This is a genomic window from Pseudomonas sp. BNK-45 (assembly GCF_047456255.1).
Lineage (GTDB): Bacteria > Pseudomonadota > Gammaproteobacteria > Pseudomonadales > Pseudomonadaceae > Aquipseudomonas.
In genome coordinates, this window is the sequence record NZ_CP179909.1 from 6,114,049 (window position 1) to 6,135,650 (window position 21,602).

Genomic DNA, 21,602 nt, shown 5'->3' on the forward strand with positions numbered 1-21,602 from the left:
GGAGCCTATCAGCGACGCTCGCCTGGTTACAGCAGGTTACCCGGGGGGCGCTGGCGCACCCATTGCGTCAGTTGTTCATGGGCGTAAGCCAACTGCAGCACGGCGTGATCGGCCTGGGCCGGACCGACGATCTGCATGCCCATGGGCAGGCCCGCCAGGTTGAATCCCACCGGAATGCTGATGCTGGGCAGGCCGGCCAGGGTCGGACCGATCACCACTTCCATCCAGCGATGATAGGTGTCCATTTCCTGCCCATCGATCTGCCTTGGCCAGGCCTGCCGTGCATCGAAAGGGAACACCTGGGCCGTGGGCAACAGCAGGAAATCGTAACGCTCGAACAATCGCTGCAAGGCGCGGTACCAATCGCTGCGACTCTGGGACGCGCGGTACACATCCGCAGCACTCAGGTTGGCCGCTCCCTCCACTTCCCAGCGGGCCTCGGGCTTGAGCCAGCGGCGTTTGTCCGGGTCGCCGTGCAACATCCCCAAAGCCCCCTGGACCAGCCAGTGCCGGTGCACCAGCCAGCAGTCCCACAACTGCGCCATGGAAAAATCCGGCTGGCAGCTTTCCACTTCGCAGCCCAGATGGGTGAAGTCGGCCAACGCCTTTTCGCACAGGCTCAGCACTCCCTGCTCCATGGCCAGGTAGCCGTTGTAGTCCCCCAACCAGCCCAGGCGCAGGCCCCGCACGTCCCGTTGCAGAGGCGCCTGCAACAGCGCCGGATCCTCCTTGAGGGACAAGGGCACCCGCGGATCGTAACCGGCCTGGGTGCTCAACAGCCGCGCCACATCGGCCACCGTGCGCCCCATCGGCCCTTCGGTGGCCAGTTGCTGCACGAACAGTTCCGGGGTCGGGCCGAAGGGCACCCGCCCCTGGGAAGGACGCATGCCGAACAGGTTGTTGAAGGCCGCCGGATTGCGCAACGACCCCATCATGTCGCTGCCATCGGCCACCGGCAGCATGCGCAGGGCCAGGGCCACTGCTGCCCCGCCGCTGCTGCCGCCGGCGCTCAGCCGGCTGTCGTAGGCATTGCCGGTGGTGCCGAACAGCTGGTTGTAGGTGTGGGAGCCCAGGCCGAACTCCGGCACGTTGCTCTTGCCGACGATGATCGCGCCACTGGCCCGCACCCGGGCCACGCTGATGGCGTCCACCTGGGGCACCTGTTCGGCGAACAGCGGCGAACCCAGGCTGGTGGTCAGCCCCGCGGTGGATGCCAGGTCCTTGATCGCCTGGGGCATGCCATGCATCCAGCCCATGGACTGCCCCCGGTCCAGTTGCCGGTCGCGCTCATCGGCCTGGGCCAGCAACTCGCCCGGATCGCCCAGGGACACCAGGGCATTGAATTGCGGGTTGTAGCGCTCGATCTGTTGCAGGTAGGCCTGCATCACCTCGCGGCAGGACAACTGACGGGCGTGGATCGCCCGGGACAGCGCCAGGGCATCCAGTTCGACGATGGGCTCGCAGGCCACCGCTTCTTTGTGCTGAATCAAGACTCGCCTCCCAGGGTCAGGGCATCGGGCTTGGCATCCCGGACCGCGTCGTACATGCAATAGATGCCCAGCAGACTGAGGATCGAAGTTGCCAGGACATAGAAGGACGGCGCCACCGGCGTGGCCATGACCCGGCTCAGCCAGGTCACGATCAACGGAGCAAAACCGCCGAACAGCATCACCGCCACGTTATACGCCACGGAGACGCCGGTGGAACGCACCTCGATGGGGAACTGCTCGGCCAGGGCGGTGGGACCAGGACCGAAGAAGCCGCCAATGGCGCCACACAGCAGTATCTGCATCACCAGCAGGCGCTCGATGGAGGGTGCGGCGGCGACCCACACATACAAGGGATAGACCATGACGAAAAACGCCAGGGTGAACGCCATCAGCACCGGGCGCCGGCCGACCCGGTCCGACAGCGCCCCGGCAAAGGGGATCACCAGGGTCATCAGGGCCACGGCGAACATCTGCACCAGCAGCACCTGATCCAGGGGCAGGCCGAGGTTGGTGTGGGCAAAGGTCGGCATGTTCACCAGCACCACGTAGAAGGACACGGTGCTGCCGCTGCACAGGCCCATGGACACCAGGATTGCCCGGCGCTGGCTCGACACCACCTGCCACAGCCCCGGTCCATCGCCCCGCACCTGCTTGCGCGCCTCGACGAAGGCTTGCGGCTCCTCCATGTACTTGCGGATCCACAGCCCCACCGGACCGATCAGCAGGCCGATCACGAACGGCAGGCGCCAGCCCCAGAGATCCAGGGTCTGGGGCGAAAAGAAATGGGTCACCGCCGCCACCATCGCCGCCCCGCTGAACACCGCCAGACACTGGCCGACCAGTTGCCAGGAACCGTACAGGCCCTTCTTGTGGACCGGCGCGCTCTCCACCAGATAGGCCGTGGCGCTGGCGTACTCGCCACCAGTGGCGAAGCCCTGGAGCATGCGCGCCACCACGATCAGCAAGGGTGCCCCCAGCCCGATGGCGGCGTAATGGGGAGCAAACACGATCATCGCGATGGCCAGGGTCATCAGTTGGATGATCACCATCATGGCGGCCTTGCGGCCCTTGCGATCGGAATAGATCCCCAGCAGCACACCGCCCACCGGGCGCATGAAAAATCCCACGCCGAAGGTGGCCAGGGCCATCAGCAGCGAGGTGTACTCATCCTCCGCCGGAAAGAACTGGCGGGCGATGAAGCTGGCGAGAAAGCCATAGACGATGAAGTCGTACCATTCCAGGGCGTTGCCGACGACGGCAGCTACCACCTGCCGGGTCTTGGAAGCAGCGGGGCTCGAAGTGCTCATGGGACGTTCCTTGGATACTTTTGAGCCCTGGGCCGGGCTCGGAAAAGTGCCGGGCGCCTGTAACGCCCGGGGTGCTCGGAAACACAGGAGCGGCAAGGCTCAGGAGGGCTTGAGCCAGCTTTCCGCCAGGGCAGCCCAATAGGCCGCGCCGGTGAGCAGGATGTCGTCGTTGAAGTCGTAACCCGGGTTATGCACCATCGGCTGCGCCACCCCGTTGCCGATGAACAGGTAGCTGCCGGGGCAGCGTTGCAGCATCCAGCCGAAGTCCTCGCTGCCCATCAGCTTGGGGGTGTTGCCGTTGACCGCATCGGCCCCCACCAGCTCGACCCCGACCCGCCGGGCGAACTCGGTTTCTTCCGGGCTGTTGACCAGCACCGGATAGGCCGGGCGATGCTCGATGCTGGCGCGGCAGCCGAAGCTTTCGGCCTGGGTGCGGATGATCGCCTTGACCCGCTCCAGCATCTGCTCGCGCACCGGTGCGTTGAGGGCCCGCAGGCTCAGGCGCAACAGCGCCTGCTGGGGAATCACGTTGGCCGCCTCGCCGGCCTGCAGGGCACCGACGGTCACCACCGCGGCTTCCTGGGTGTCGATATTGCGCGCCACCACCGTCTGCAAGGCCATCACGATGCTCGCCGCCGCCACCAGCGGGTCCACCGCCAGGTGCGGCATGGAGCCATGGCCGCCGACGCCTTCGACTATCACCTCGAGCAGATCCTGGGAGGCCATCATCGGTCCTTCGCGAAAGCCCAGGTGCCCGGCCGGCAGACCCGGCATGTTGTGCAGGCCAAACAGCGCGTCGCAGGGGAAGCGCTCCAGCAGGCCATCGGCGAGCATGGCCTCGGCGCCGCCCTGGCCCTCTTCGGCGGGCTGGAAGATCAGGTTCAGGGTGCCGTCGAACCGGCGGGTCGCGGCCAGGTAGCGCGCCGCCCCCAGCAGGATGGTGGTGTGGCCGTCATGCCCGCAGGCGTGCATGCAACCGCCATGGCGACTGCTGTAGGGCACCCCGGTGTTCTCGATGATCGGCAAGGCGTCCATGTCCGCCCGCAGCCCCAGGGTGCGGCTGCCCGTACCGTTGCGCAGAACCCCCACGACCCCGGTTCGGCCGACCCCGGCATGCACCTGGTAGCCCCACTCCTCCAGGCAACGCGCCACCAGGGCCGAGGTGCGCTGTTCCTCGAACCCCAGTTCCGGGTGGGCATGAATGTCCTGCCGGATGGCCCGCAGGTCGCCGGCGATGTCGTTGAGCCAGGCAAGGATGTGCTGGTGTCGGGTCATGGCGTATCTCCTCTGGGCCGGGTGGCTTCCCGTTCTTGTTGTCGGAGCGCTGCACGAGGGGCCGGACCTGCTCGAAGCGCTGCGTCAGATAACCGCGCGGCGCAGCACAGGACAATCAAATGTGGTTCCACTGCATGGAACACATCATCTGCGGCGCGGCTTGATCGAGGATCAGGGATCGAGGCGGCAGCCTTCGCGGGGGCCCAGCCAGGAGGCGCCGTGGGTCCGTCCCAGGGCGCTGGCGGTGACTCGCCGGGCCTGGGGCTCATCGTTGAAACCGCTGATGGGCAGGTACTGGCGCACGTAGGCGCGACAGTCTTTGGCGGGTTGTTGCATGACGTAACGGCAGGAGCAGTACTCCTTGGCGGTGTAAGCCCCGAGGATGTCGGGAAAGGCCTGCAACGCCACCCGCTGCTGCCAGCCCCAGCCCAGCAGCAGGAGCAGCGCCAGCAGCAACAGGCCGAGCAGCGGATGACACCGCACCCAGGTCCGGCGCCTCATGGCGGACTCGGCTCGGGAAAGGCCGCCAGGACTCGCTTGAGCAGCTCGTTGTGCCGATAGCTGCCATCGCGATCGTCGCCATAGCGCACGATCACCAGGCGCTCGGCGGGCAGGATGTACAGCGCCTGGCCCCAATGTCCCAGCGCCGCATAAGTGTCCGCCGGCGCATCCGGCCAGGGCCGGGGCGCACCGTCCACCGCGCGGTTGAGCCACCAGTGCCCGCCCGCCACGGCCACGTCCTGGTTGGCGCGGTAGCCGGCAAAGGGTGTGCGACAGAAATCGACCCAGGCCTTGGGCAGCAATTGCCGGTCGCGCCAGCGGCCATCGCGCTGCATCAACAGGCCGATGCGCGCCAGATCCCGAGCCGTCAGGTACAGGTAGGACGAAGCAACGAAGGTGCCGGCCGCGTCGCGTTCCCACACGGCCTGGGTGATTCCCAGGGGTTCGAACAGCGCGTGCCAGGGATAGTCCGCGTACCGCTCGGGGCCCACCATCCCCCGCAGACTGGCCGCCAGCAGGTTGCTGTCGCCACTGGAGTAGCGAAACACCTGCCCCGCCGGCGCGGCCGCTGCCTGCTGCGCGGCGAATGCGGCCATGTCCCGATGGCCCCGGGTGTAGAGCATGGCCACCACCGAGGAGTTGAGCGGTGCGTATTCGTAGTCTTCCTGCCAGTCCAGGCCCGAGGCCCAGTGCAGCAAGTCGGCCAGGGTGATGCTCGGATGCCGCTGCAGCGCCGAGTAATACTGTGCGGCAGGGTCCTGCAGCTGGAAGCGGCCTTCAGCGAAGGCAACGCCCAACACCACCGCCAGCAGACTCTTGCTGGCAGACCAGATGAGATGGGGAGTCTGCGCTCCGGTGGCGCCGGCATAGCGCTCGTAAAGCACCTGGCCATCGCGGATCACCAGCAACGCGTCGGTGCGAATGCCTTGCCGGGACTTCTCGTCCCTGGGCACGAAGGCGTAGTCCTCAAGCGCCTGGAGCGCCGGACCGGCGACATCCGGGGCCCGGCGCCATTGCTCCCCCGGCCACTCCTCGGCCCAGGCCGGCAAGCCGAACAGGAGCAGGAGTGCCAGCAGGGTCGGAGCTTTGCGCATGAAGGACACTCGAACGACGTCAGTGGCCGAGCCTAAACAGGACAGATGACCGTTTTACTGCAGCGCCGTGCTTGCCTGTCAGCCAAGGCGTGATCAGGCCTTGTACACGACGCTCGGCCCCGCTCACCGGCAGCCGATCCCGCGTGAGGGTGGGCCTCGTTCGGCCGGGATTAAAACGCCGCCAGGGCCTTGGCCAGGCGCTGGCCCCGGGCTCCGGCAGCCAGATCCAACAGGCCCCGATCCCGGGACCACTGGTTGCGCCAAGGCTCGGGGCCCTGGGCGAAGGCCGCATCGATCCCGGGCTTCAGGGCCTCGAACTGGGTGAACAAGCCGCCCAACAGAACGTGCCCGCTGCTCAAGGACGGGTTTTGCCGACTGGCTTCGGCACACCCCGCCAGCAGTGCCAGCAGTTGCAATTGCAAAGGCTGCGGCCAGCCGCTGTCCTGCCCCACCCCATACAGCCAGGCGCTCATGGCACTCAGCACGTAGATGTCTTCCAGGGTGCGGAAGGGTTTGACATAGGCGTCCCAGCCGTCGCCGGCGAGCAGTTCGCAAGCGGCGTTGTCCAGCAGCAGGCAGCCATGACCGATCTCCGGCATCAGGCCGATGGCGGGCAGGGTCTGGACCTGGACCCCCGGCTCCCCGGCATAGACCACGGTCAGGCGCAACGCCGCCGGTTGCCCGGGGGCCTCGCTGCGGGCCGCCACCAGTAGCCAGTCGGCGGCATCGCCGGCGGTGACGAAATCCTTGCGTCCGTTTAGACGCAAATCCTCCAGCCGGGTCTGCATGTCCGCCGGGCGCAGGCTGTGACGTTCGGTCGCGCACAACGCCCCCAGGCTGAGCGGCGCGCTGGGCCACAACATGCGCAAGGCCGCCTGGTAACCCACCAGGAACGCCAGCCCGGGGGCGCTCATCAGACGCCCGCCGCGCACCGCCAGTTCAAACGGCGTGACCGCGCCCAGATGGGCCAGCAAAGCCCCGTAACCCTCGGCCAGATCAGGGTTGGCGGGCAGTCGTTCACGGCTCTCGAGCAGGGCTTGCCAGGGCATTCGAAGGTCCTCAGGGGCTGTCATATAAGCATCACCAAAGCTTCATGGCGATGACACCGGGGCTACATAGCCTGACTTTGCACAACAAAGTCGATCGGCTGCAACCCAAGGCGGGTCAGTGGCCCGCACGGAGATTCACAATGACTCAGATCGCCCGCATCAGCGACACCGGCATTGAACGCCGCCTGCAGGCCGAACGCCTGATCGGCGCCCAAGCCCTGCAGGAAGCCCAGGCCCTGCGCTTCAACGTCTTCAGCGGCGAGTTCAACGCCAAGCTCAAGGGCGCGGAATGGGGTCTGGACATGGATGACTACGACATTCACTGCAGCCACATCGGTGTGCGCGACCTGAACACCGGTCGCCTGGTGGCCACCACCCGCCTGCTGGACCACCAGGCCGCCAGCAGCCTGGGGCGCTTCTACAGCGAAGAGGAATTCAGCCTGCACGGCCTGATGCAGCTCAAGGGGCCGATTCTCGAAATCGGTCGCACCTGCGTCGACCCGGCCTACCGCAACGGCGGCACCATCGCCGTGCTCTGGGGCGAACTGGCGGAGGTCCTCAACCAGGGCGGCTACAGCTACCTGATGGGCTGCGCCAGCATTCCGATGCAAGACGGTGGCATCCAGGCCCAGGCGATCATGCAGCGCCTGCGCGAACGCTACCTGAGCACCGAACACCTGCGAGCCGAACCGAAGAACCCGCTGCCGAGCCTGGACATTCCGTCCAACGTGATCGCCGAGATGCCGCCGCTGCTCAAGGCCTACATGCGCCTGGGGGCGAAAATCTGCGGCGAGCCGTGCTGGGACGAGGATTTCCAGGTCGCCGACGTATTCATCCTGCTCAAGCGTGACGAGTTGTGCCCACGCTACGCCCGGCACTTCAAGGCGGCGGTCTGATGCGCCGGCTGCGGGTCTACGGGCGCATCGCCCGGGTTCTGCTGGTGGTGGCGCTGGGGCTGAGCATGGCCAGTGTCTTCGGTCTGCTGGAGCGCCTGGGCGTGGCCAATTCCATGGTCCGGCGCCAGCGCTGGTCGCGCTTCTTCATGGCGCGCTTGAGCAATGCCCTACCCTTCCAGATCTCGATACATGGCGAGTTGCCCGGGCAGCCAATGCTCTGGGTCAGCAACCATGTGTCCTGGACCGACATTCCGCTGCTGGGCATGCTCACGCCGCTGTCCTTCCTGTCCAAGGCCGAAGTGCGCACCTGGCCGGTGGCCGGCTGGCTGGCGGCCAAGGCCGGCAGCCTGTTCATCCGCCGCGGGGCCGGCGACAGCCAACTGATCCGCAAGCAGATGACCCGCCACCTGCAGGAACAGCATCCATTGCTGTTGTTCCCCGAAGGCACCACCACCGACGGTCATGGCCTGCGGACCTTCCACGGCCGCCTGCTGGCCAGTGCCATCGACGCCGAAGTGTCGCTGCAACCGGTGGCGATCCGTTATTTGCGCGATGGCCAGATCGACAGCCTGGCCCCCTTCATTGGCGACGACGACCTGCTCTCGCATTTGATGCGACTGTTCGCCCACGACCGGGGCCAGGTGGAGATTCATCTGCTCAAGCCGATTGCCTGTCAGGGCCAGGAACGTGCGGCACTGGCCTTTCAGGCACAGCAAGCGGTGCAGAAGGCACTGTTCGGCGATGTGCCCCAACCGGCCGAACCGCGCCGCAGCGGCGAACTGGTCGCCGCCTGACCCGCCCTGCTGGAGCCCACTTGCTGGCGAAGCAGCCCTCGAAGCCTGCGCCGTTGATAAGGGCGCCTTCGCTGGCAAGCCGGCTCTACAGGAGCGGATCTGTTTCAGGGCAAATGGACGTGCTGCGCCGCGAATGCCTGCAACTGCGGGTAGAAGGCGCGAAAGTCTTCGCTCAACGGCTCATACAAGCGCTCCAGCTCGCCCATCGCCGCCGTCAGCTCCTGCGGCTGTGACAAGCGCCGGGCAATCCCGCGCAACACCTGCTCCAGCACCGCGAATTCGCGGTAGGAACCGAGCCAGTCATCGGCCGTCATGTAGGGCGCAATCTGCGCCAGGCGCGCCGGCAACTGCGGTTCGGCCGCCAGCACCCGGTACACCTCGGCAGTGAAGGACGGCAAGGGCTGATCGGCGTAATGCTGCCAGTCCCGGGCCAGGCAATGGTCGAAGAACACGTCGATGACGATGCCCGCATAGCGCCGCCGGGTCAGGGAGAAACGCGACAGCGCCGCACTCACCAGCGGGTGGCTGTCGGTATAGGTATCGATGCGCCGATGCAGCTGAATCGCCGCCTCGACCTCGGGGGCAAACTGCCCTTGCAGGCGGCCTTTGACGAAATCGCCATATAGGCTGCCCAGTAATTGACCCGGACGCTGGCCGCCGAGGTGTAGATGTGCGAGATAATTCATTCGCGCAGCTTAGCACCGCGCCCAACATATCGTTATAACCCGATATACCGATAAGTAATGATTTAAGACCAAAATCATATTGGTATATCGCGAAATAACGATTTAAATTTCGCCTCATCGCGATACAACGTTTTACGGAAAACGAGCACCGCCATGTCCCTCGACCTCGACGAAATAATAAAAGCCCTGGCACATCCGGTTCGCAGGGAAATCCTGCACTGGCTGAAAGACCCGACAGTCGAATTTCCCGATCAGGCTCACAGCAATGAGCACGGCGTCTGTGCCGGACAGATCGATCAACGCTGCGGCCTGTCGCAGTCGACCGTGTCCGCCCACCTCGCCACCCTGCAGCGCGCCGGCCTGATCAGTAGCCGAAAAGTCGGCCAATGGCATTTTTTCAAACGCAATGAGGAAGTCATCCAGCAGTTCCTCACGCAAATGAGCCAACAGCTCTAGACCTGACAAGGACCCGACAATGCCCCTTTCACTCATCATCCTGGCCTTGAGCGCCTTCGCCATCGGCACCACCGAGTTCGTCATCATGGGCTTGCTGCCCGATGTGGCGGCGGACCTCGGGGTGTCGATTCCCGGCGCAGGCTGGCTGGTCACCGGATACGCCCTGGGCGTGGCCATCGGTGCGCCGTTCATGGCCCTGGCCACCGCCCGCCTGCCACGCAAGGCGGCCCTGGTGGCGCTGATGGGGATCTTCATTGTCGGCAACCTGCTGTGCGCACTGGCCAGTGATTACAACGTGCTGATGTTCGCCCGGGTGATCACGGCGCTGTGCCACGGTGCCTTCTTCGGTATCGGTTCAGTGGTGGCCGCCGGCCTGGTGCCGGCCAACAAGCGCGCCTCGGCCGTGGCCCTGATGTTCACCGGCCTGACCCTGGCCAACGTCCTTGGCGTCCCGCTGGGCACGGCCCTGGGCCAGTCGGCCGGCTGGCGCTCGACCTTCTGGGCGGTGACGGTGATCGGCGTGGTCGCCCTGATCGGTCTGCTGCGCTTTTTGCCGGCCAAGCGCGATGAGGAAAAACTCGACATGCGTTCGGAACTGGCCGCCCTCAAGGGTGCCGGAATCTGGCTGTCCCTGAGCATGACCGCGCTGTTCGCCGCGTCGATGTTCACTCTCTTCACCTATGTCGCCCCCCTGCTCGGTGATGTCACCGGCGTCTCGCCCCGGGGCGTGACCTGGACCCTGCTGCTGATCGGCCTGGGCCTGACCCTGGGCAACATCATCGGCGGCAAGCTGGCGGACAAGCGCCTGGGCGCCACCCTGATCGGCGTGTTCGCCGCCATGGCGGTGGTCTCCACCGTGCTGACCTGGACCAGCGTGGCGTTGATTCCCACGGAAATCACGCTGTTCCTCTGGGCCACCGCCTCCTTCGCCGCGGTGCCGGCCTTGCAGGTCAATGTGGTGACCTTCGGCAAGGCCGCGCCGAACCTGGTTTCGACCCTGAACATCGGCGCCTTCAACATCGGCAACGCCCTGGGCGCCTGGGTCGGCGGCAGCGTCATCGCCCACGGTTTCGGCCTCACCAGCGTACCGCTGGCGGCGGCGGTGCTGGCGATTCTGGCCCTGCTGGTGACGCTGATTACCTTTCGCCAGGGCGGCAACGCCGAACTGGCACCTGCAACCCACTGATCCGTCTCTTTCCTTTATAGAAGGCTGCATTCCATGACCACTCTCTTTGATCCGATCAAGATCGGCGACCTCGAACTGTCCAACCGCATCATCATGGCGCCGCTGACCCGCTGCCGCGCCGACGCCGGCCGCGTGCCCAACGCGCTGATGGCCGAGTACTACGTGCAGCGGGCTTCCGCGGGCCTGATCCTCAGCGAAGCCACCTCGGTCACCCCAATGGGCGTCGGCTACCCGGATACCCCCGGCATCTGGTCCAACGATCAGGTGCGTGGCTGGGCCAACGTGACCAAGGCGGTGCATGGCGCCGGCGGCAAGATCTTCCTGCAACTGTGGCACGTGGGGCGGATTTCCCACCCGTCCTACCTGGACGGCGAAACCCCGGTGGCCCCGAGCGCCATCCAGCCCAAGGGCCATGTCAGCCTGGTGCGTCCTCTGGCCGACTACCCGACCCCGCGGGCCCTGGAAACCGCTGAAATCGCCGACATCGTCGAGGCTTACCGGGTCGGCGCGGAAAACGCCAAGGCCGCCGGTTTCGACGGCGTGGAAATCCACGGCGCCAACGGTTACCTGCTGGATCAGTTCCTGCAAAGCAGCACCAACCAGCGCACCGACCAGTACGGCGGCTCCCTGGAGAACCGTGCCCGCCTGCTGCTGGAAGTCACCGACGCGGCCATCGAGATCTGGGGCGCCGGCCGGGTGGGCGTGCACCTGGCGCCTCGCGCCGATTCCCATGACATGGGCGACGCCAATCTGGCGGAAACCTTCACCTACGTCGCCCGCGAACTGGGCAAACGCGGTATCGCCTTTATCTGCTCCCGCGAGAAAGAAGGCGCCGACAGCCTGGGCCCGCAACTGAAAGAAGCCTTCGGCGGCCCGTACATCGCCAACGAGCGCTTCACCAAGGACAGCGCCAACGCCTGGCTGGCTGCCGGCAAGGCTGACGCCGTGGCCTTCGGTGTGCCGTTCATCGCCAACCCGGATCTGCCCGCGCGCTTGAAAGCCGACGCGCCGTTGAACGAGGCGCATCCGGAAACCTTCTACGGCAAAGGTCCGGTGGGCTACATCGACTACCCGACGCTGTAAGCCGGCCCCGGTAAAGCCAAAAGCCCCGACTCTCGCGAGCCGGGGCTTTTTTGTAGGCACCGGGATCAGCGCCTGCGTTGCGTCCAGGCCACCGCCAGGCCACTGAGGCAGATCACCGTGATGCCGATCAGGCCGTAGCGGTCCGGGGTATGCCCGAAGATCAGGTAGCCGTACAGACCGGCGAACAGAATCTGCCCGTAGCTGAACGGCGCCAGCATCGCCGGTGCGGCATGGCGGAACGCCTGGGTCAGCAGCATGTGGCCGAGCATGCCGCAGGTGCCCAGGCCGATCATGAACAGACCATGGACAAATGACGGCGTGCTCCAGAAAAACGGCAGCAGCGCACTCATGATCAGGCTGTTGAGAATCCCGGTGAGAAAGTTGCTGGTGGTCGGGCTGTCGATACCGCTGAGCTTGCGAGTCAGCAACTGATAGAAGCCGAAACACAGCGCCGACCCCAGGGGCAGCAGGATCGCCGGGGTGAACAACGCCCCCCCGGGCCGCACCACGATCAGCACCCCGACGAACCCGGCGAGCACCGCCAGCCATTGCGCCCGACTGACCCGTTCGCCCAGGAACGGCACCGACAGCGCAGTGACCAGCAAGGGCGCCAGGAAGTTGACCGCCGTGGCTTCCGCCAGGGGGATATAACGCAGGCCGGTGGTGAACAACAGGCTGGTGCCGATCAGGCACAGGGCCCGCAGCAGTTGCAGGCCAGGACGCTTGGTACGCACGACCGCGGAAAAACCGCTGCGGGGAACGAACACCACCAGCATCAGCAGGGTGTGAACCACGTAGCGGGCCCAGACCACCATGACAATGGGATAAAAAGCCGAGAGGTACTTGGACAACGTGTCATGGCTGGCAAAGAGCAGAACCGCCAGGCAGATCAGGGCAATCCCCTTGATCGGCTGCTCTGCGCCTTTGAACGGTGAAGGGTTCACACTCATTCACACACCCGCAACAAAATCCCTACAAAATACGTAGCTCGCTATCTATCAAGATGCGGCCAGCCCGTATATAAAAGCACCCCATCGCGATGGCGAGCGCGGGAATGGATATCCGTCGCGGTAAATCTTGACACAACTGGATTCAATTACGCATGTTGTCTTGATGACGCAAGTTCGGGCTCAAGCGCAACATATCCAGCCCGATGTCGATCCAGCGCTCTGCCTCGGTGTGCAGGGCGAAGCTCTCAGGGGCCAGCAGCCATTGGTAAAGGATGCCATCGATGAAGGCGCGCATGCTGATAGCCGCCCGCTGCGTATCAAGATTCTCGGGCAATTGCCCGCGATTCACTGCATTGGTCAGCGCCAGCTCGATGCGCACGTTGCACTCCAGGCTGGCGGTGCGACGTTGACGCCGCAGATCGCACATTTCATCGGTGAATTCGCACTTATGAAACAGAATTTCATTAATGCGTCGGGTTTTCGGGTCCAGGGCAACTTGATGAAACAAATGAATCAACAACTTGCGCATCCAGCCCAACGGATCCATTTCATCTACATTCTCACTGGCGGCAGCCATCTCATCCAAAGGTTCACGCAGGCTGTCGAGCATGGCCTGGACCAGATCGGCCTTATTACTGAAATGCCAATAAATGGCACCCCGCGTCACCCCCGCCAGCGCCGCGATATCGGCCAGGGTGGTACGCGCCACGCCACGCTCGTAAAAGGCCTTTTCGGCGGCCTCGAGTATCTGGCTGCGAGTTTCTTGAGCTTCCTCTTTGGTACGACGGACCATGGCAGTAAAACCTCGATCAGGATCTTTCAGCGATGCGTGAAGACCTTCTGAATAAATATGAAACGGCATCTCGGGTGCCGTTTGCCCAGCCTACAATTCAACACCTACAGGGGCTTGTGTAACCGAATGGGTACGCCGCCAGGGTATTTACAAACAGCCGTGAACGTAAGTATATTCCTTAGCAAGCTACTAATCCACTCAGCCAACTCTTTTTAACCTTCCACTTTTCTTGTGCGCATCTTGCGTGCCTGACCCGAGGATCTTCATGCAACTCAAGCCAGCTGTTACCGCTCTGGTCACTGCCGTCGCCCTGGCATCGCTGCTCAGCGGATGTAAAAAGGAAGAGGCGGCACCGGCCCCTCAAGCTCCTCAGGTCGGCGTCGTCACCCTGCAACCACAAGCCTTTACCCTGACCTCTGAACTACCGGGGCGGACCACTGCGTTCCGTATCGCCGAAGTTCGTCCGCAGGTAAATGGGATCATTCTTAAGCGCCTGTTCAAAGAAGGCGGGGAGGTCAAGGAAGGTCAGCAGCTTTATCAGATCGATCCATCGGTCTATGAAGCAACGCTGAAGAGTGCCGAGGCCAATCTGCAATCGACCAAGTCGATTTCCGATCGCTACAAGCAATTGGTCAACGAGCAGGCCGTGAGCCGCCAGGAATACGACACCGCCGTGGCCAACCGCCTGCAATCGGAAGCCGCCCTGCAAAGCGCTCAGATCAACCTGCGGTTCACCAAGGTGCTGGCGCCGCTGACCGGTCGCATCGGCCGCTCCTCGGTGACCGAAGGCGCCCTGGTGAGCAATGGCCAGGCCGATGCCATGGCCGTGATCCAGCAACTGGACCCGATCTACGTCGACGTCACCCAGTCCTCGGTGGAACTGCTGGAACTGCGCCGTGAGCTGGAAAGCGGGCGCCTGCAGAAAGTCGGCGACAACGCCGCCAAGGTCAAACTGACCCTGGAAGACGGCAGCCAGTACAAGCTCGACGGCAAACTGGAGTTCTCCGAAGTCTCGGTGGACGAAACCACCGGCTCGGTGACCCTGCGCGCCGTGTTCCCCAACCCTCAGCACACCCTGCTGCCAGGCATGTTCGTTCACGCCCAGCTGCAAGCCGGGGTCAACAGTGCGGCGATCCTGGCCCCACAACAAGGCGTGACCCGCGACCTCAAAGGCACCCCGACCGCCCTGGTGGTTGGCCCGGACAACAAGGTCGAGCTGCGCCAACTCAAGGCCAGCCGCACCGTCGGCAGCCAGTGGCTGGTGGAAGACGGCCTGAAGGCCGGCGACCGGCTGATCACCGAAGGCCTGCAATTCGTCAAGCCGGGCATTGAGGTCAAGGCCAGCGAAGCCACCAACGTAGCCGCGAAAAACCCGGCCCCTGCACAGGCAACTGACAAAGCTGCAGGCGGCAAAGGGGAGTAAACCATGTCGAAATTTTTTATCGACCGTCCGATCTTCGCCTGGGTAATTGCCCTGGTGATCATGTTGGTCGGGGCTCTATCGATCCTCAAATTGCCGATCAACCAGTACCCGAGCATCGCCCCGCCGGCGATCGCCATCTCCGTGACCTACCCGGGCGCCTCTGCACAGACCGTGCAGGACACCGTGGTCCAGGTGATCGAGCAGCAGCTCAACGGTATCGACAACCTGCGTTACGTGTCCTCGGAAAGTAACTCCGACGGCAGCATGACCATCACCGCGACCTTCGAGCAGGGCACCAACTCGGACACCGCGCAGGTACAGGTACAGAACAAGCTCAACCTGGCCACCCCGCTGCTGCCGCAAGAAGTGCAGCAACAGGGTATCCGCGTGACCAAGGCAGTGAAGAACTTCCTGCTGGTGATCGGCGTGGTGTCCGAGGACGGCAGCATGTCCAAGGACGACCTGTCGAACTACATCGTGTCGAACATGCAGGACCCGATCTCGCGGACCGCGGGCGTCGGTGACTTCCAGGTGTTCGGTGCCCAGTACGCCATGCGGATCTGGCTCGACCCGGCCAAGCTGAACAACTTCAACCTGACCCCGGTGGACGTGAAGACTGCGGTTGCCGCGCAGAACGTCCAGGTGTCGTCCGGCCAGATCGGCGGCCTGCCCGCCCTGCCCGGCCAGCAACTGAACGCCACCATCATCGGCAAGACCCGTCTGCAGACTGCCGAGCAGTTCAAGGCGATCCTGCTGAAGGTCAACAAGGACGGCTCGCAAGTGCGTCTGGGTGATGTCGCGGATGTGGCCCTGGGCGGCGAGAACTACGCCGTCAGCGCCCAGTTCAACGGCAAGCCGGCTTCCGGTCTGGCGGTGAAACTGGCCAACGGCGCCAACGCCCTGGACACCGCCAAGGCGTTGCGCAAGACCATCAGCGACCTGGAACCCTTCTTCCCTCAAGGCATGAAGGTGGTATTCCCCTACGACACCACGCCAGTGGTCACCGAATCCATCAAGGGCGTGGTTGAAACCCTGGTGGAAGCGATCGTCCTGGTGTTCCTGGTGATGTTCCTGTTCCTGCAGAACTTCCGCGCCACGGTGATCACCACCATGACGGTGCCGGTGGTACTGCTGGGGACCTTCGGTATCCTCGCGGCGGCCGGTTTCAGCATCAACACCCTGACCATGTTCGGCATGGTGCTGGCCATCGGCTTGCTGGTGGACGACGCCATCGTCGTGGTGGAAAACGTCGAGCGGGTGATGCACGAGGAAGGCCTGTCACCCAAAGAGGCAACGAAGAAATCCATGGGCCAGATCCAGGGAGCCCTGGTGGGTATCGCCCTGGTGCTGTCCGCGGTACTGCTGCCAATGGCCTTCTTCAGCGGCTCCACGGGCGTGATCTACAAACAGTTCTCGATCACCGTGGTGTCGGCCATGGCCCTGTCGGTACTGGTGGCCCTGATCTTCACCCCGGCCCTGTGCGCCACCATGCTCAAGCCTGTGGTTGCGGGGCAGAATCACGAGAAGCGCGGCTTCTTCGGCTGGTTCAACCGCACCTTCGACCGCAGCGTAAAAAGCTACGAGCGTGGCGTCGGCAACATCCTGCGCAACAAGGTTCCGTACCTGCTGGCCTATGTGCTGATCGTCCTGGGCATGATCTGGCTGTTCACCCGCATCCCGACCGCGTTCCTGCCGGAAGAAGACCAGGGCGTACTGTTCGCCCAGGTGCAGACCCCGGCCGGCTCCAGCGCCGAGCGGACCCAGGTGGTGGTCGATGAAATGCGCGCCTACCTGCTGGACAAGGAAAAGGACACCGTGGCATCGGTGTTCACCGTGAACGGCTTCAACTTCGCCGGTCGCGGCCAGAGCTCGGGCATGGCCTTCATCATGCTCAAGCCGTGGGGCGAGCGCTCCGCGGAAAACAGCGTGTTCAACCTGGCGGCCCGTGCCCAGCGGCACTTCTTCAGCTTCCGCGACGCGATGGTGTTCGCCTTCGCCCCTCCGGCGGTACTGGAATTGGGTAACGCCACCGGTTTCGACGTGTTCCTCCAGGACCGCGCCGGTATCGGCCACGAGAAACTGATGGCGGCACGCAACCAGTTCCTCGGCATGGCAGCCCAGAGCAAGGTGCTGTCCCAGGTGCGTCCGAACGGCCTGAACGATGAACCGCAGTACCAGTTGAGCATCGATGACGAGCGCGCCAGTGCCCTGGGCGTGACCCTCACCGACATCAACAACACCTTGTCGATTGCCCTGGGCAGTAGCTACGTCAACGACTTCATCGACCGTGGTCGGGTGAAGAAGGTGTACATCCAGGGTCAGGCCGGTGCGCGCATGAGCCCCGAAGACCTGAAGAAGTGGTACGTACGCAACAGCGCCGGGACCATGGTGCCGTTCTCCTCCTTCGCCAAGGGCGAGTGGATCTACGGTTCACCGAAACTGGCCCGTTACAACGGCGTGGAAGCCATGGAAGTCCTCGGTGCCCCAGCCCCTGGCTACAGTACCGGTGAGGCCATGGACGAAGTCGAAGCCATTGCCGCCAAGCTGCCGCCGGGTGTGGGCATCTCCTGGACCGGCCTGTCCTACGAGGAACGTCTGTCGGGCTCCCAGGCACCTGCGCTGTACGCCTTGTCCCTGCTGATGGTGTTCCTGTGTCTGGCAGCCCTGTATGAAAGCTGGTCGATTCCGATCGCGGTCATGCTGGTGGTGCCGCTGGGGATCATCGGTGCGCTGATGGCTACCAGCCTGCGTGGCCTGTCCAACGACGTGTACTTCCAGGTGGGGCTGTTGGTGACCATCGGCCTGGCGGCGAAAAACGCCATCCTGATCGTCGAGTTCGCCAAGGAACTGCACGAGCAGGGCCGCTCCCTGGTGGATGCCGCGGTGGAAGCCTGCCGCATGCGTCTGCGGCCGATCATCATGACCTCCCTGGCCTTCGTCCTCGGGGTTGTGCCCCTGGCCGTCTCCACCGGCGCCGGCTCCGGCAGCCAGCATGCGATCGGCACCGGGGTGATCGGCGGTATGCTCACCGCGACGATCCTGGCGATCTTCTGGGTACCGCTGTTCTTCGTCACCGTATCGTCCATGGGCCGCAGGAAAGCGGATCTATCAGAAACCACTGCAACTGCTAACGAGGCTGGCCAATGAGCAAGTCGCTACTCTCCCTGGCAATCACCGCCATCGCGCTAAGTGGTTGCTCGCTGATACCAGACTATCAGCGCCCGGAAGCGCCGGTGGCGGCGCAATTCCCCCAAGGCCCCGCCTATTCGCCCAAGGAGGCCGCCAACGTGGCGGCCGCCGAACAGGGCTGGCGGCAATTCTTCCACGACCCGGCGCTGCAGCAGCTGATCCAGACCGCTCTGGAAAACAACCGCGACCTCAAGGTCGCGGCGCTGAACATCGACGCCTATGCCGCGCAGTACCAGATCCAGCGCGCCGACCTGTTCCCCGCGGTTTCGGCCAACGCCAGCGGCAGCCGCCAGCGCACGCCGGCACGCATGTCGCAGACCGGCGAAGCCGGCATCAGCAGCCAGTACTCCGCCACGGTGGGGATCAGCGCCTATGAGCTGGACCTGTTCGGCCGGGTTCGCAGCCTGAGCGAACAAGCCCTGCAAACCTACTTCTCCAGCGAAGAGGCCCGGCGCAGCACCCAGATCAGCCTGGTGGCCAGCGTGGCCAATGCCTACATGACCTGGCAGGCCGACAAGGAGCTGCTCAAGCTGACCCAGGAAACCCTCGGTGCCTACGAGGAAAGCTACCGCCTGACCTCGCGCAGCAACGAAGTAGGCGTGGCCTCGGCCCTGGACCTGAGCCAGGCGCGGACCTCGGTGGAAAACGCCCGGGTTCAACTGGCCCGTTACACCCGCCAGGTGGCCCAGGATGAAAACAGCCTGACCCTGCTGCTGGGCACGGCGATTCCGAGCAACCTGCCGGCGGCCCAGCCGCTGTCGGCCAATCTGTTGAGCGAACTGCCGGCCGGCCTGCCGTCGGAGCTGCTGCAACGGCGTCCGGACATCCTCGAAGCCGAGTACAAGCTGAAAGCGGCGAATGCCAATATCGGCGCGGCGCGGGCGGCCTTCTTCCCGAGCATCAGCCTGACGGCCAACGCCGGCACCCTGAGCCCGGACCTTTCGGGCCTGTTCAAGGGCGGCTCGGGAACCTGGCTGTTCCAGCCGCAGATCAATCTGCCGATCTTCAACGCCGGCAGCCTGCGCGCCAGCCTGGATTACTCGAAGATCCAGAAAGACATCACCGTGGCCCAGTACGAAAAATCCATCCAGACCGCCTTCCAGGAAGTCTCCGATGGCCTGGCGGCGCGCCAGACCTACAACCAGCAGTTGCAGGCCCAGCGTGATTTCGTCAACGCCAACCAGGACTACTACCGTCTGGCCGAACGCCGCTATCGCATCGGGGTCGACAGCAACCTGACCTTCCTCGACGCCCAGCGCTCGCTGTTCAGTGCCCAGCAGGCCCTGATCACCGATCGCCTGGCGCAGCTGACCAGCGAGGTCAACCTGTACAAGGCCCTCGGCGGCGGCTGGAGCGAGCAGACGGCGAAGAACCAGCCACTGGCTGAAAAAGCCCCGGCGCTGCACCTGTTCTGAAACAGGATCCGGCTGTAGGAAAAACCCACCTCATGGTGGGTTTTTTTATGTCACCGCCCCTCAGCCCCCCGCCCCATTGAGCAAGAACACCGGCTCACGCAGATAATCCAGGCCCAGGCGGGTTTCGAAAGTCTCGTCGCGCAGGGCTGCCGTGGTGCAACTCCTGAGCCCCAGGGCGGCAGCCACCAGGGCAAAGCTCTGGCTCAGATGGCCGCAGTCCATCAAGGCCACCCGCAAGGCCCGGCTGCCCGGGTACTTCCAGGCCAGGCGCTGCAGACACGCGGTGGACAGGAACAGCACCGAGGCCTGTTCGATCCAGCTCTGGTCGCCGCACGCCGCACCGATCCAGGACCTGGGGTCCTCGCGCGACAGCAGTTCAAGCCCGTGCCGCCGCACCGAGTAGTGATACAGACCGGCCTCCAGGCCCTGCACATTGAGCAGGATCGGATAGACCTCGATGGCATGCAGGGAGCCCCCGGACGCCGAGGTCTTCTTCAGGAAGAAATCCCCCATGGGATTACGCCGCACCTGACTCGCTCCCCAGGTGTAATACAGCAGCGCCGACAGCTGTTGGGCGGTCACGGGGCCCCCGTCGAAGGTCCGGCAGGTCTGGCGACGGGCCAGAACCTCCAGCAGTTGCGGCTGCTCAAACAGCGAGGGCGATGCCAGCAAGGGATTGTCCAGGGCCTGGAACGGATGGGAAAAGTAGTCCTTGAACGCCGACGGCTGGCGCTGCTGCAGCGCCTTGCCGGCCAGTTGCTCCTCCATCTGCGCCACGCTGATGTAGGGCGTGGCGGTTTGCGTGCGCGTCCCCAGGTAGAAATCCAGCGCAACCTGCCAGTGACTCCAGATCTCGCCGGCCGCCTCGGGCTCGGAGGGCCCAGGGCCCTGCCCGTCCACGGGCTGCAACAGCCCCCGGGCGATCAGGTCCTGGAGCAGCGCCAGGCTGAGGTTTTCCAGCGCGCCGGGAAGCAGCAGCGCGCTGTCCAGGGTCCGCGGACAGAGAAAATGCCGGACCAGCGGCAGAAACTGCAGCGCCAACTCCAAGTCCGGGGCCCGCCGTCGATCCCGCAGGGTAAAGCGGTCCCGGTCGATACCCAGCCAGGTGCCCGGGCGTAATTGCAACAGGGTCTGGCCATCCAGCGGGCCGGCCGCCGGTGGCGCAGGCTTGGCCAGGGCGCCGGCCTGCCAGAATAGCGGCTCGGGCCGCAGCGCCTTGATCTCCCGAATCAGCGCCGCCAGCTCCGGATCGCCGGCGCGATCGGCAATGTCCCACTCGATGGTGACCGCCTTGAGCGGCGCGTGGCCGAACAACTGCCGCAGAATGTCCCAGTCCCGGCGCGGATCGCCGACATGCACCTCGATCAGGCGCGTGAGCGGCAGTGATCGCAGGTACTCGCGCAAGTCGTAGCCCAGGGCCCGGGCGGTGCAGATGGCGCTGTCCAGGTCGAGGAGAAAACCGCTGTGGCTGCGCTCCACCACGCTGCAAATGAATCCGCCCTCGGACAGCTCCTGGCCAATGTCCATGGCAAACAGCCGCGGCGCGTTCTCCAGCACCAGCGGGGTGCCGGTGAAGGCCTGCAGTTCGAGGGCGTTGGCCACCACCGTATCGGCCACTTCCCGGGCCAGGCTTGGCAGGATGAAATGCTGGGTATCGCCGCCCTGAAAGCGTGACCAGGAAATGTGCTCCGCCAGCCACGGCGAGGCGGTCCGCTGGCACAGGCGACGGGTCATGTGCAGAAACTCCCGGTCCATCTCGATGCCGACGCTGCCCAGGGACAGGCTCGACGAGTGCAGCAGCACCGGCACCTGCCCGCCCAGCTCGTTCAAGCGCGGCTGCAGGATGCAGTGGGTGGGCTGAAACTCCAGGTAATCGAAGTACGGCAGCCCCTCAGCCTGAATCCGTTCGAGGCTGGGATCGAGCCCGACCGCGCCGCTCCCGGCGCCAGGCGGCAAATGGTATTCCAGGCCCACCCCGGCGTCGGGGAAACGCGAAGCATCGAAGTCTTGCATGT

At 64.6% G+C, this 21,602-nt stretch carries 18 protein-coding genes; 8 read left to right on the forward strand and 10 right to left on the reverse strand.

Annotated features, from left to right (window positions below; genetic code table 11):
• Window positions 1-26 precede the first annotated feature (26 nt).
• From ACMGG8_RS27735 to ACMGG8_RS27760, 6 genes are all read right to left on the reverse strand, one after another.
• Complete coding sequence (locus ACMGG8_RS27735) at window positions 27-1,490, reverse strand: amidase (protein ID WP_414158802.1); 1,464 nt, start codon at window positions 1,488-1,490, stop codon at window positions 27-29.
• Window positions 1,487-2,797: an MFS transporter gene (locus ACMGG8_RS27740; protein WP_060837901.1), complete on the reverse strand. Its 1,311-nt coding sequence runs from the start codon at window positions 2,795-2,797 to the stop codon at window positions 1,487-1,489. The genes ACMGG8_RS27735 and ACMGG8_RS27740 overlap by 4 nt, the downstream gene beginning before the upstream one ends.
• Window positions 2,798-2,896: 99 nt before the next feature.
• Window positions 2,897-4,072, reverse strand: a complete 1,176-nt coding sequence (locus tag ACMGG8_RS27745) for a M20 aminoacylase family protein (RefSeq protein WP_060837900.1) — start codon at window positions 4,070-4,072, stop codon at window positions 2,897-2,899.
• Window positions 4,073-4,243: 171 nt separating this feature from the next.
• Window positions 4,244-4,573, reverse strand: a complete 330-nt coding sequence (locus ACMGG8_RS27750) for an amidase (protein ID WP_414158803.1) — start codon at window positions 4,571-4,573, stop codon at window positions 4,244-4,246.
• On the reverse strand, window positions 4,570-5,667 hold the full coding sequence (locus tag ACMGG8_RS27755) for a serine hydrolase domain-containing protein (protein WP_414158804.1): 1,098 nt from the start codon (window positions 5,665-5,667) through the stop codon (window positions 4,570-4,572). Before ACMGG8_RS27755 ends, ACMGG8_RS27750 begins: the two co-directional genes overlap by 4 nt.
• A gap of 170 nt (window positions 5,668-5,837) precedes the next feature.
• Window positions 5,838-6,716, reverse strand: a complete 879-nt coding sequence (locus ACMGG8_RS27760) for an acyl-CoA dehydrogenase (RefSeq protein ID WP_060837897.1) — start codon at window positions 6,714-6,716, stop codon at window positions 5,838-5,840.
• Between the two features lie 140 nt (window positions 6,717-6,856).
• Between ACMGG8_RS27760 and olsB the strand changes: the two genes are divergently transcribed.
• Both olsB and ACMGG8_RS27770 read left to right on the forward strand, forming a co-directional pair.
• Complete coding sequence (olsB, locus tag ACMGG8_RS27765; protein WP_060837896.1) at window positions 6,857-7,612, forward strand: L-ornithine N(alpha)-acyltransferase; 756 nt, start codon at window positions 6,857-6,859, stop codon at window positions 7,610-7,612.
• The gene (locus ACMGG8_RS27770; RefSeq protein ID WP_414158805.1) at window positions 7,612-8,406 is read left to right on the forward strand and encodes a lysophospholipid acyltransferase family protein; all 795 of its coding nucleotides are present in this window, start codon (window positions 7,612-7,614) and stop codon (window positions 8,404-8,406) included. The genes olsB and ACMGG8_RS27770 overlap by 1 nt, the downstream gene beginning before the upstream one ends.
• A gap of 104 nt (window positions 8,407-8,510) precedes the next feature.
• Here ACMGG8_RS27770 and ACMGG8_RS27775 read toward each other — a convergent pair whose 3' ends face one another.
• Window positions 8,511-9,092 (reverse strand): ACP phosphodiesterase, encoded by a 582-nt coding sequence (locus tag ACMGG8_RS27775; protein ID WP_060837894.1) that lies wholly within the window; start codon window positions 9,090-9,092, stop codon window positions 8,511-8,513.
• Between the two features lie 153 nt (window positions 9,093-9,245).
• Here ACMGG8_RS27775 and ACMGG8_RS27780 point away from each other — a divergent pair, with 153 nt between their 5' ends.
• Genes ACMGG8_RS27780 through ACMGG8_RS27790 form a run of 3 tightly spaced genes read left to right on the forward strand, consistent with a single transcriptional unit; the run spans window position 9,246 to window position 11,817 of the window.
• Entirely contained in the window at window positions 9,246-9,548 is a 303-nt protein-coding gene (locus ACMGG8_RS27780) for an ArsR/SmtB family transcription factor (protein ID WP_016965050.1), read from the forward strand.
• 19 nt (window positions 9,549-9,567) lie between these two features.
• Window positions 9,568-10,734: an MFS transporter gene (locus tag ACMGG8_RS27785; RefSeq protein ID WP_060837893.1), complete on the forward strand. Its 1,167-nt coding sequence runs from the start codon at window positions 9,568-9,570 to the stop codon at window positions 10,732-10,734.
• Between the two features lie 33 nt (window positions 10,735-10,767).
• Window positions 10,768-11,817 carry an alkene reductase gene (locus ACMGG8_RS27790; protein ID WP_060837892.1) on the forward strand — a complete coding sequence of 350 codons (1,050 nt, stop codon included), beginning with the start codon at window positions 10,768-10,770 and terminating at the stop codon, window positions 11,815-11,817.
• Window positions 11,818-11,882: 65 nt separating this feature from the next.
• Here ACMGG8_RS27790 and ACMGG8_RS27795 read toward each other — a convergent pair whose 3' ends face one another.
• Together ACMGG8_RS27795 and emhR are read right to left on the reverse strand one after the other, a co-directional pair.
• Window positions 11,883-12,767, reverse strand: coding sequence for a DMT family transporter (locus ACMGG8_RS27795; RefSeq protein ID WP_060842671.1), 885 nt, complete (start codon window positions 12,765-12,767; stop codon window positions 11,883-11,885).
• Between the two features lie 142 nt (window positions 12,768-12,909).
• Window positions 12,910-13,560 (reverse strand): efflux system transcriptional repressor EmhR, encoded by a 651-nt coding sequence (gene emhR / locus ACMGG8_RS27800; RefSeq protein ID WP_060837890.1) that lies wholly within the window; start codon window positions 13,558-13,560, stop codon window positions 12,910-12,912.
• Window positions 13,561-13,825: 265 nt separating this feature from the next.
• Between emhR and emhA the strand changes: the two genes are divergently transcribed.
• From emhA to adeC, 3 genes are read left to right on the forward strand one after another with little or no spacing between them, the layout of a single operon-like run.
• Window positions 13,826-14,983, forward strand: coding sequence for an efflux RND transporter periplasmic adaptor subunit EmhA (gene emhA / locus ACMGG8_RS27805; RefSeq protein WP_060837889.1), 1,158 nt, complete (start codon window positions 13,826-13,828; stop codon window positions 14,981-14,983).
• A 3-nt stretch (window positions 14,984-14,986) separates the two neighbouring features.
• Window positions 14,987-18,130, forward strand: coding sequence for an efflux RND transporter permease subunit (locus ACMGG8_RS27810; RefSeq protein ID WP_060837888.1), 3,144 nt, complete (start codon window positions 14,987-14,989; stop codon window positions 18,128-18,130).
• The gene (adeC, locus tag ACMGG8_RS27815) at window positions 18,127-19,587 is read left to right on the forward strand and encodes an AdeC/AdeK/OprM family multidrug efflux complex outer membrane factor (RefSeq protein ID WP_060842670.1); all 1,461 of its coding nucleotides are present in this window, start codon (window positions 18,127-18,129) and stop codon (window positions 19,585-19,587) included. Before ACMGG8_RS27810 ends, adeC begins: the two co-directional genes overlap by 4 nt.
• 60 nt (window positions 19,588-19,647) lie before the next feature.
• Here adeC and ACMGG8_RS27820 read toward each other — a convergent pair whose 3' ends face one another.
• A complete protein-coding gene (locus tag ACMGG8_RS27820) occupies window positions 19,648-21,600 on the reverse strand; it encodes a DUF692 family multinuclear iron-containing protein (RefSeq protein ID WP_414158806.1) in 1,953 nt (650 codons plus the stop codon).
• Window positions 21,601-21,602: the final 2 nt, after the last annotated feature.

Bases quoted from the DNA above. Each gene is read 5' to 3' on its own strand.
- ACMGG8_RS27740 (WP_060837901.1), bottom strand. From the start codon at position 2,797: ATGAGCACTTCGAGCCCCGCTGCTTCCAAGACCCGGCAGGTGGTAGCT.
- ACMGG8_RS27745 (WP_060837900.1), bottom strand. From the start codon at position 4,072: ATGACCCGACACCAGCACATCCTTGCCTGGCTCAACGACATCGCCGGC.
- ACMGG8_RS27750 (WP_414158803.1), bottom strand. From the start codon at position 4,573: ATGAGGCGCCGGACCTGGGTGCGGTGTCATCCGCTGCTCGGCCTGTTG.
- ACMGG8_RS27755 (WP_414158804.1), bottom strand. From the start codon at position 5,667: ATGCGCAAAGCTCCGACCCTGCTGGCACTCCTGCTCCTGTTCGGCTTG.
- ACMGG8_RS27760 (WP_060837897.1), bottom strand. From the start codon at position 6,716: ATGCCCTGGCAAGCCCTGCTCGAGAGCCGTGAACGACTGCCCGCCAAC.
- olsB (WP_060837896.1), top strand. From the start codon at position 6,857: ATGACTCAGATCGCCCGCATCAGCGACACCGGCATTGAACGCCGCCTG.
- ACMGG8_RS27770 (WP_414158805.1), top strand. From the start codon at position 7,612: ATGCGCCGGCTGCGGGTCTACGGGCGCATCGCCCGGGTTCTGCTGGTG.
- ACMGG8_RS27775 (WP_060837894.1), bottom strand. From the start codon at position 9,092: ATGAATTATCTCGCACATCTACACCTCGGCGGCCAGCGTCCGGGTCAA.
- ACMGG8_RS27780 (WP_016965050.1), top strand. From the start codon at position 9,246: ATGTCCCTCGACCTCGACGAAATAATAAAAGCCCTGGCACATCCGGTT.
- ACMGG8_RS27785 (WP_060837893.1), top strand. From the start codon at position 9,568: ATGCCCCTTTCACTCATCATCCTGGCCTTGAGCGCCTTCGCCATCGGC.
- ACMGG8_RS27790 (WP_060837892.1), top strand. From the start codon at position 10,768: ATGACCACTCTCTTTGATCCGATCAAGATCGGCGACCTCGAACTGTCC.
- ACMGG8_RS27795 (WP_060842671.1), bottom strand. From the start codon at position 12,767: ATGAGTGTGAACCCTTCACCGTTCAAAGGCGCAGAGCAGCCGATCAAG.
- emhR (WP_060837890.1), bottom strand. From the start codon at position 13,560: ATGGTCCGTCGTACCAAAGAGGAAGCTCAAGAAACTCGCAGCCAGATA.
- emhA (WP_060837889.1), top strand. From the start codon at position 13,826: ATGCAACTCAAGCCAGCTGTTACCGCTCTGGTCACTGCCGTCGCCCTG.
- ACMGG8_RS27810 (WP_060837888.1), top strand. From the start codon at position 14,987: ATGTCGAAATTTTTTATCGACCGTCCGATCTTCGCCTGGGTAATTGCC.
- adeC (WP_060842670.1), top strand. From the start codon at position 18,127: ATGAGCAAGTCGCTACTCTCCCTGGCAATCACCGCCATCGCGCTAAGT.
- ACMGG8_RS27820 (WP_414158806.1), bottom strand. From the start codon at position 21,600: ATGCAAGACTTCGATGCTTCGCGTTTCCCCGACGCCGGGGTGGGCCTG.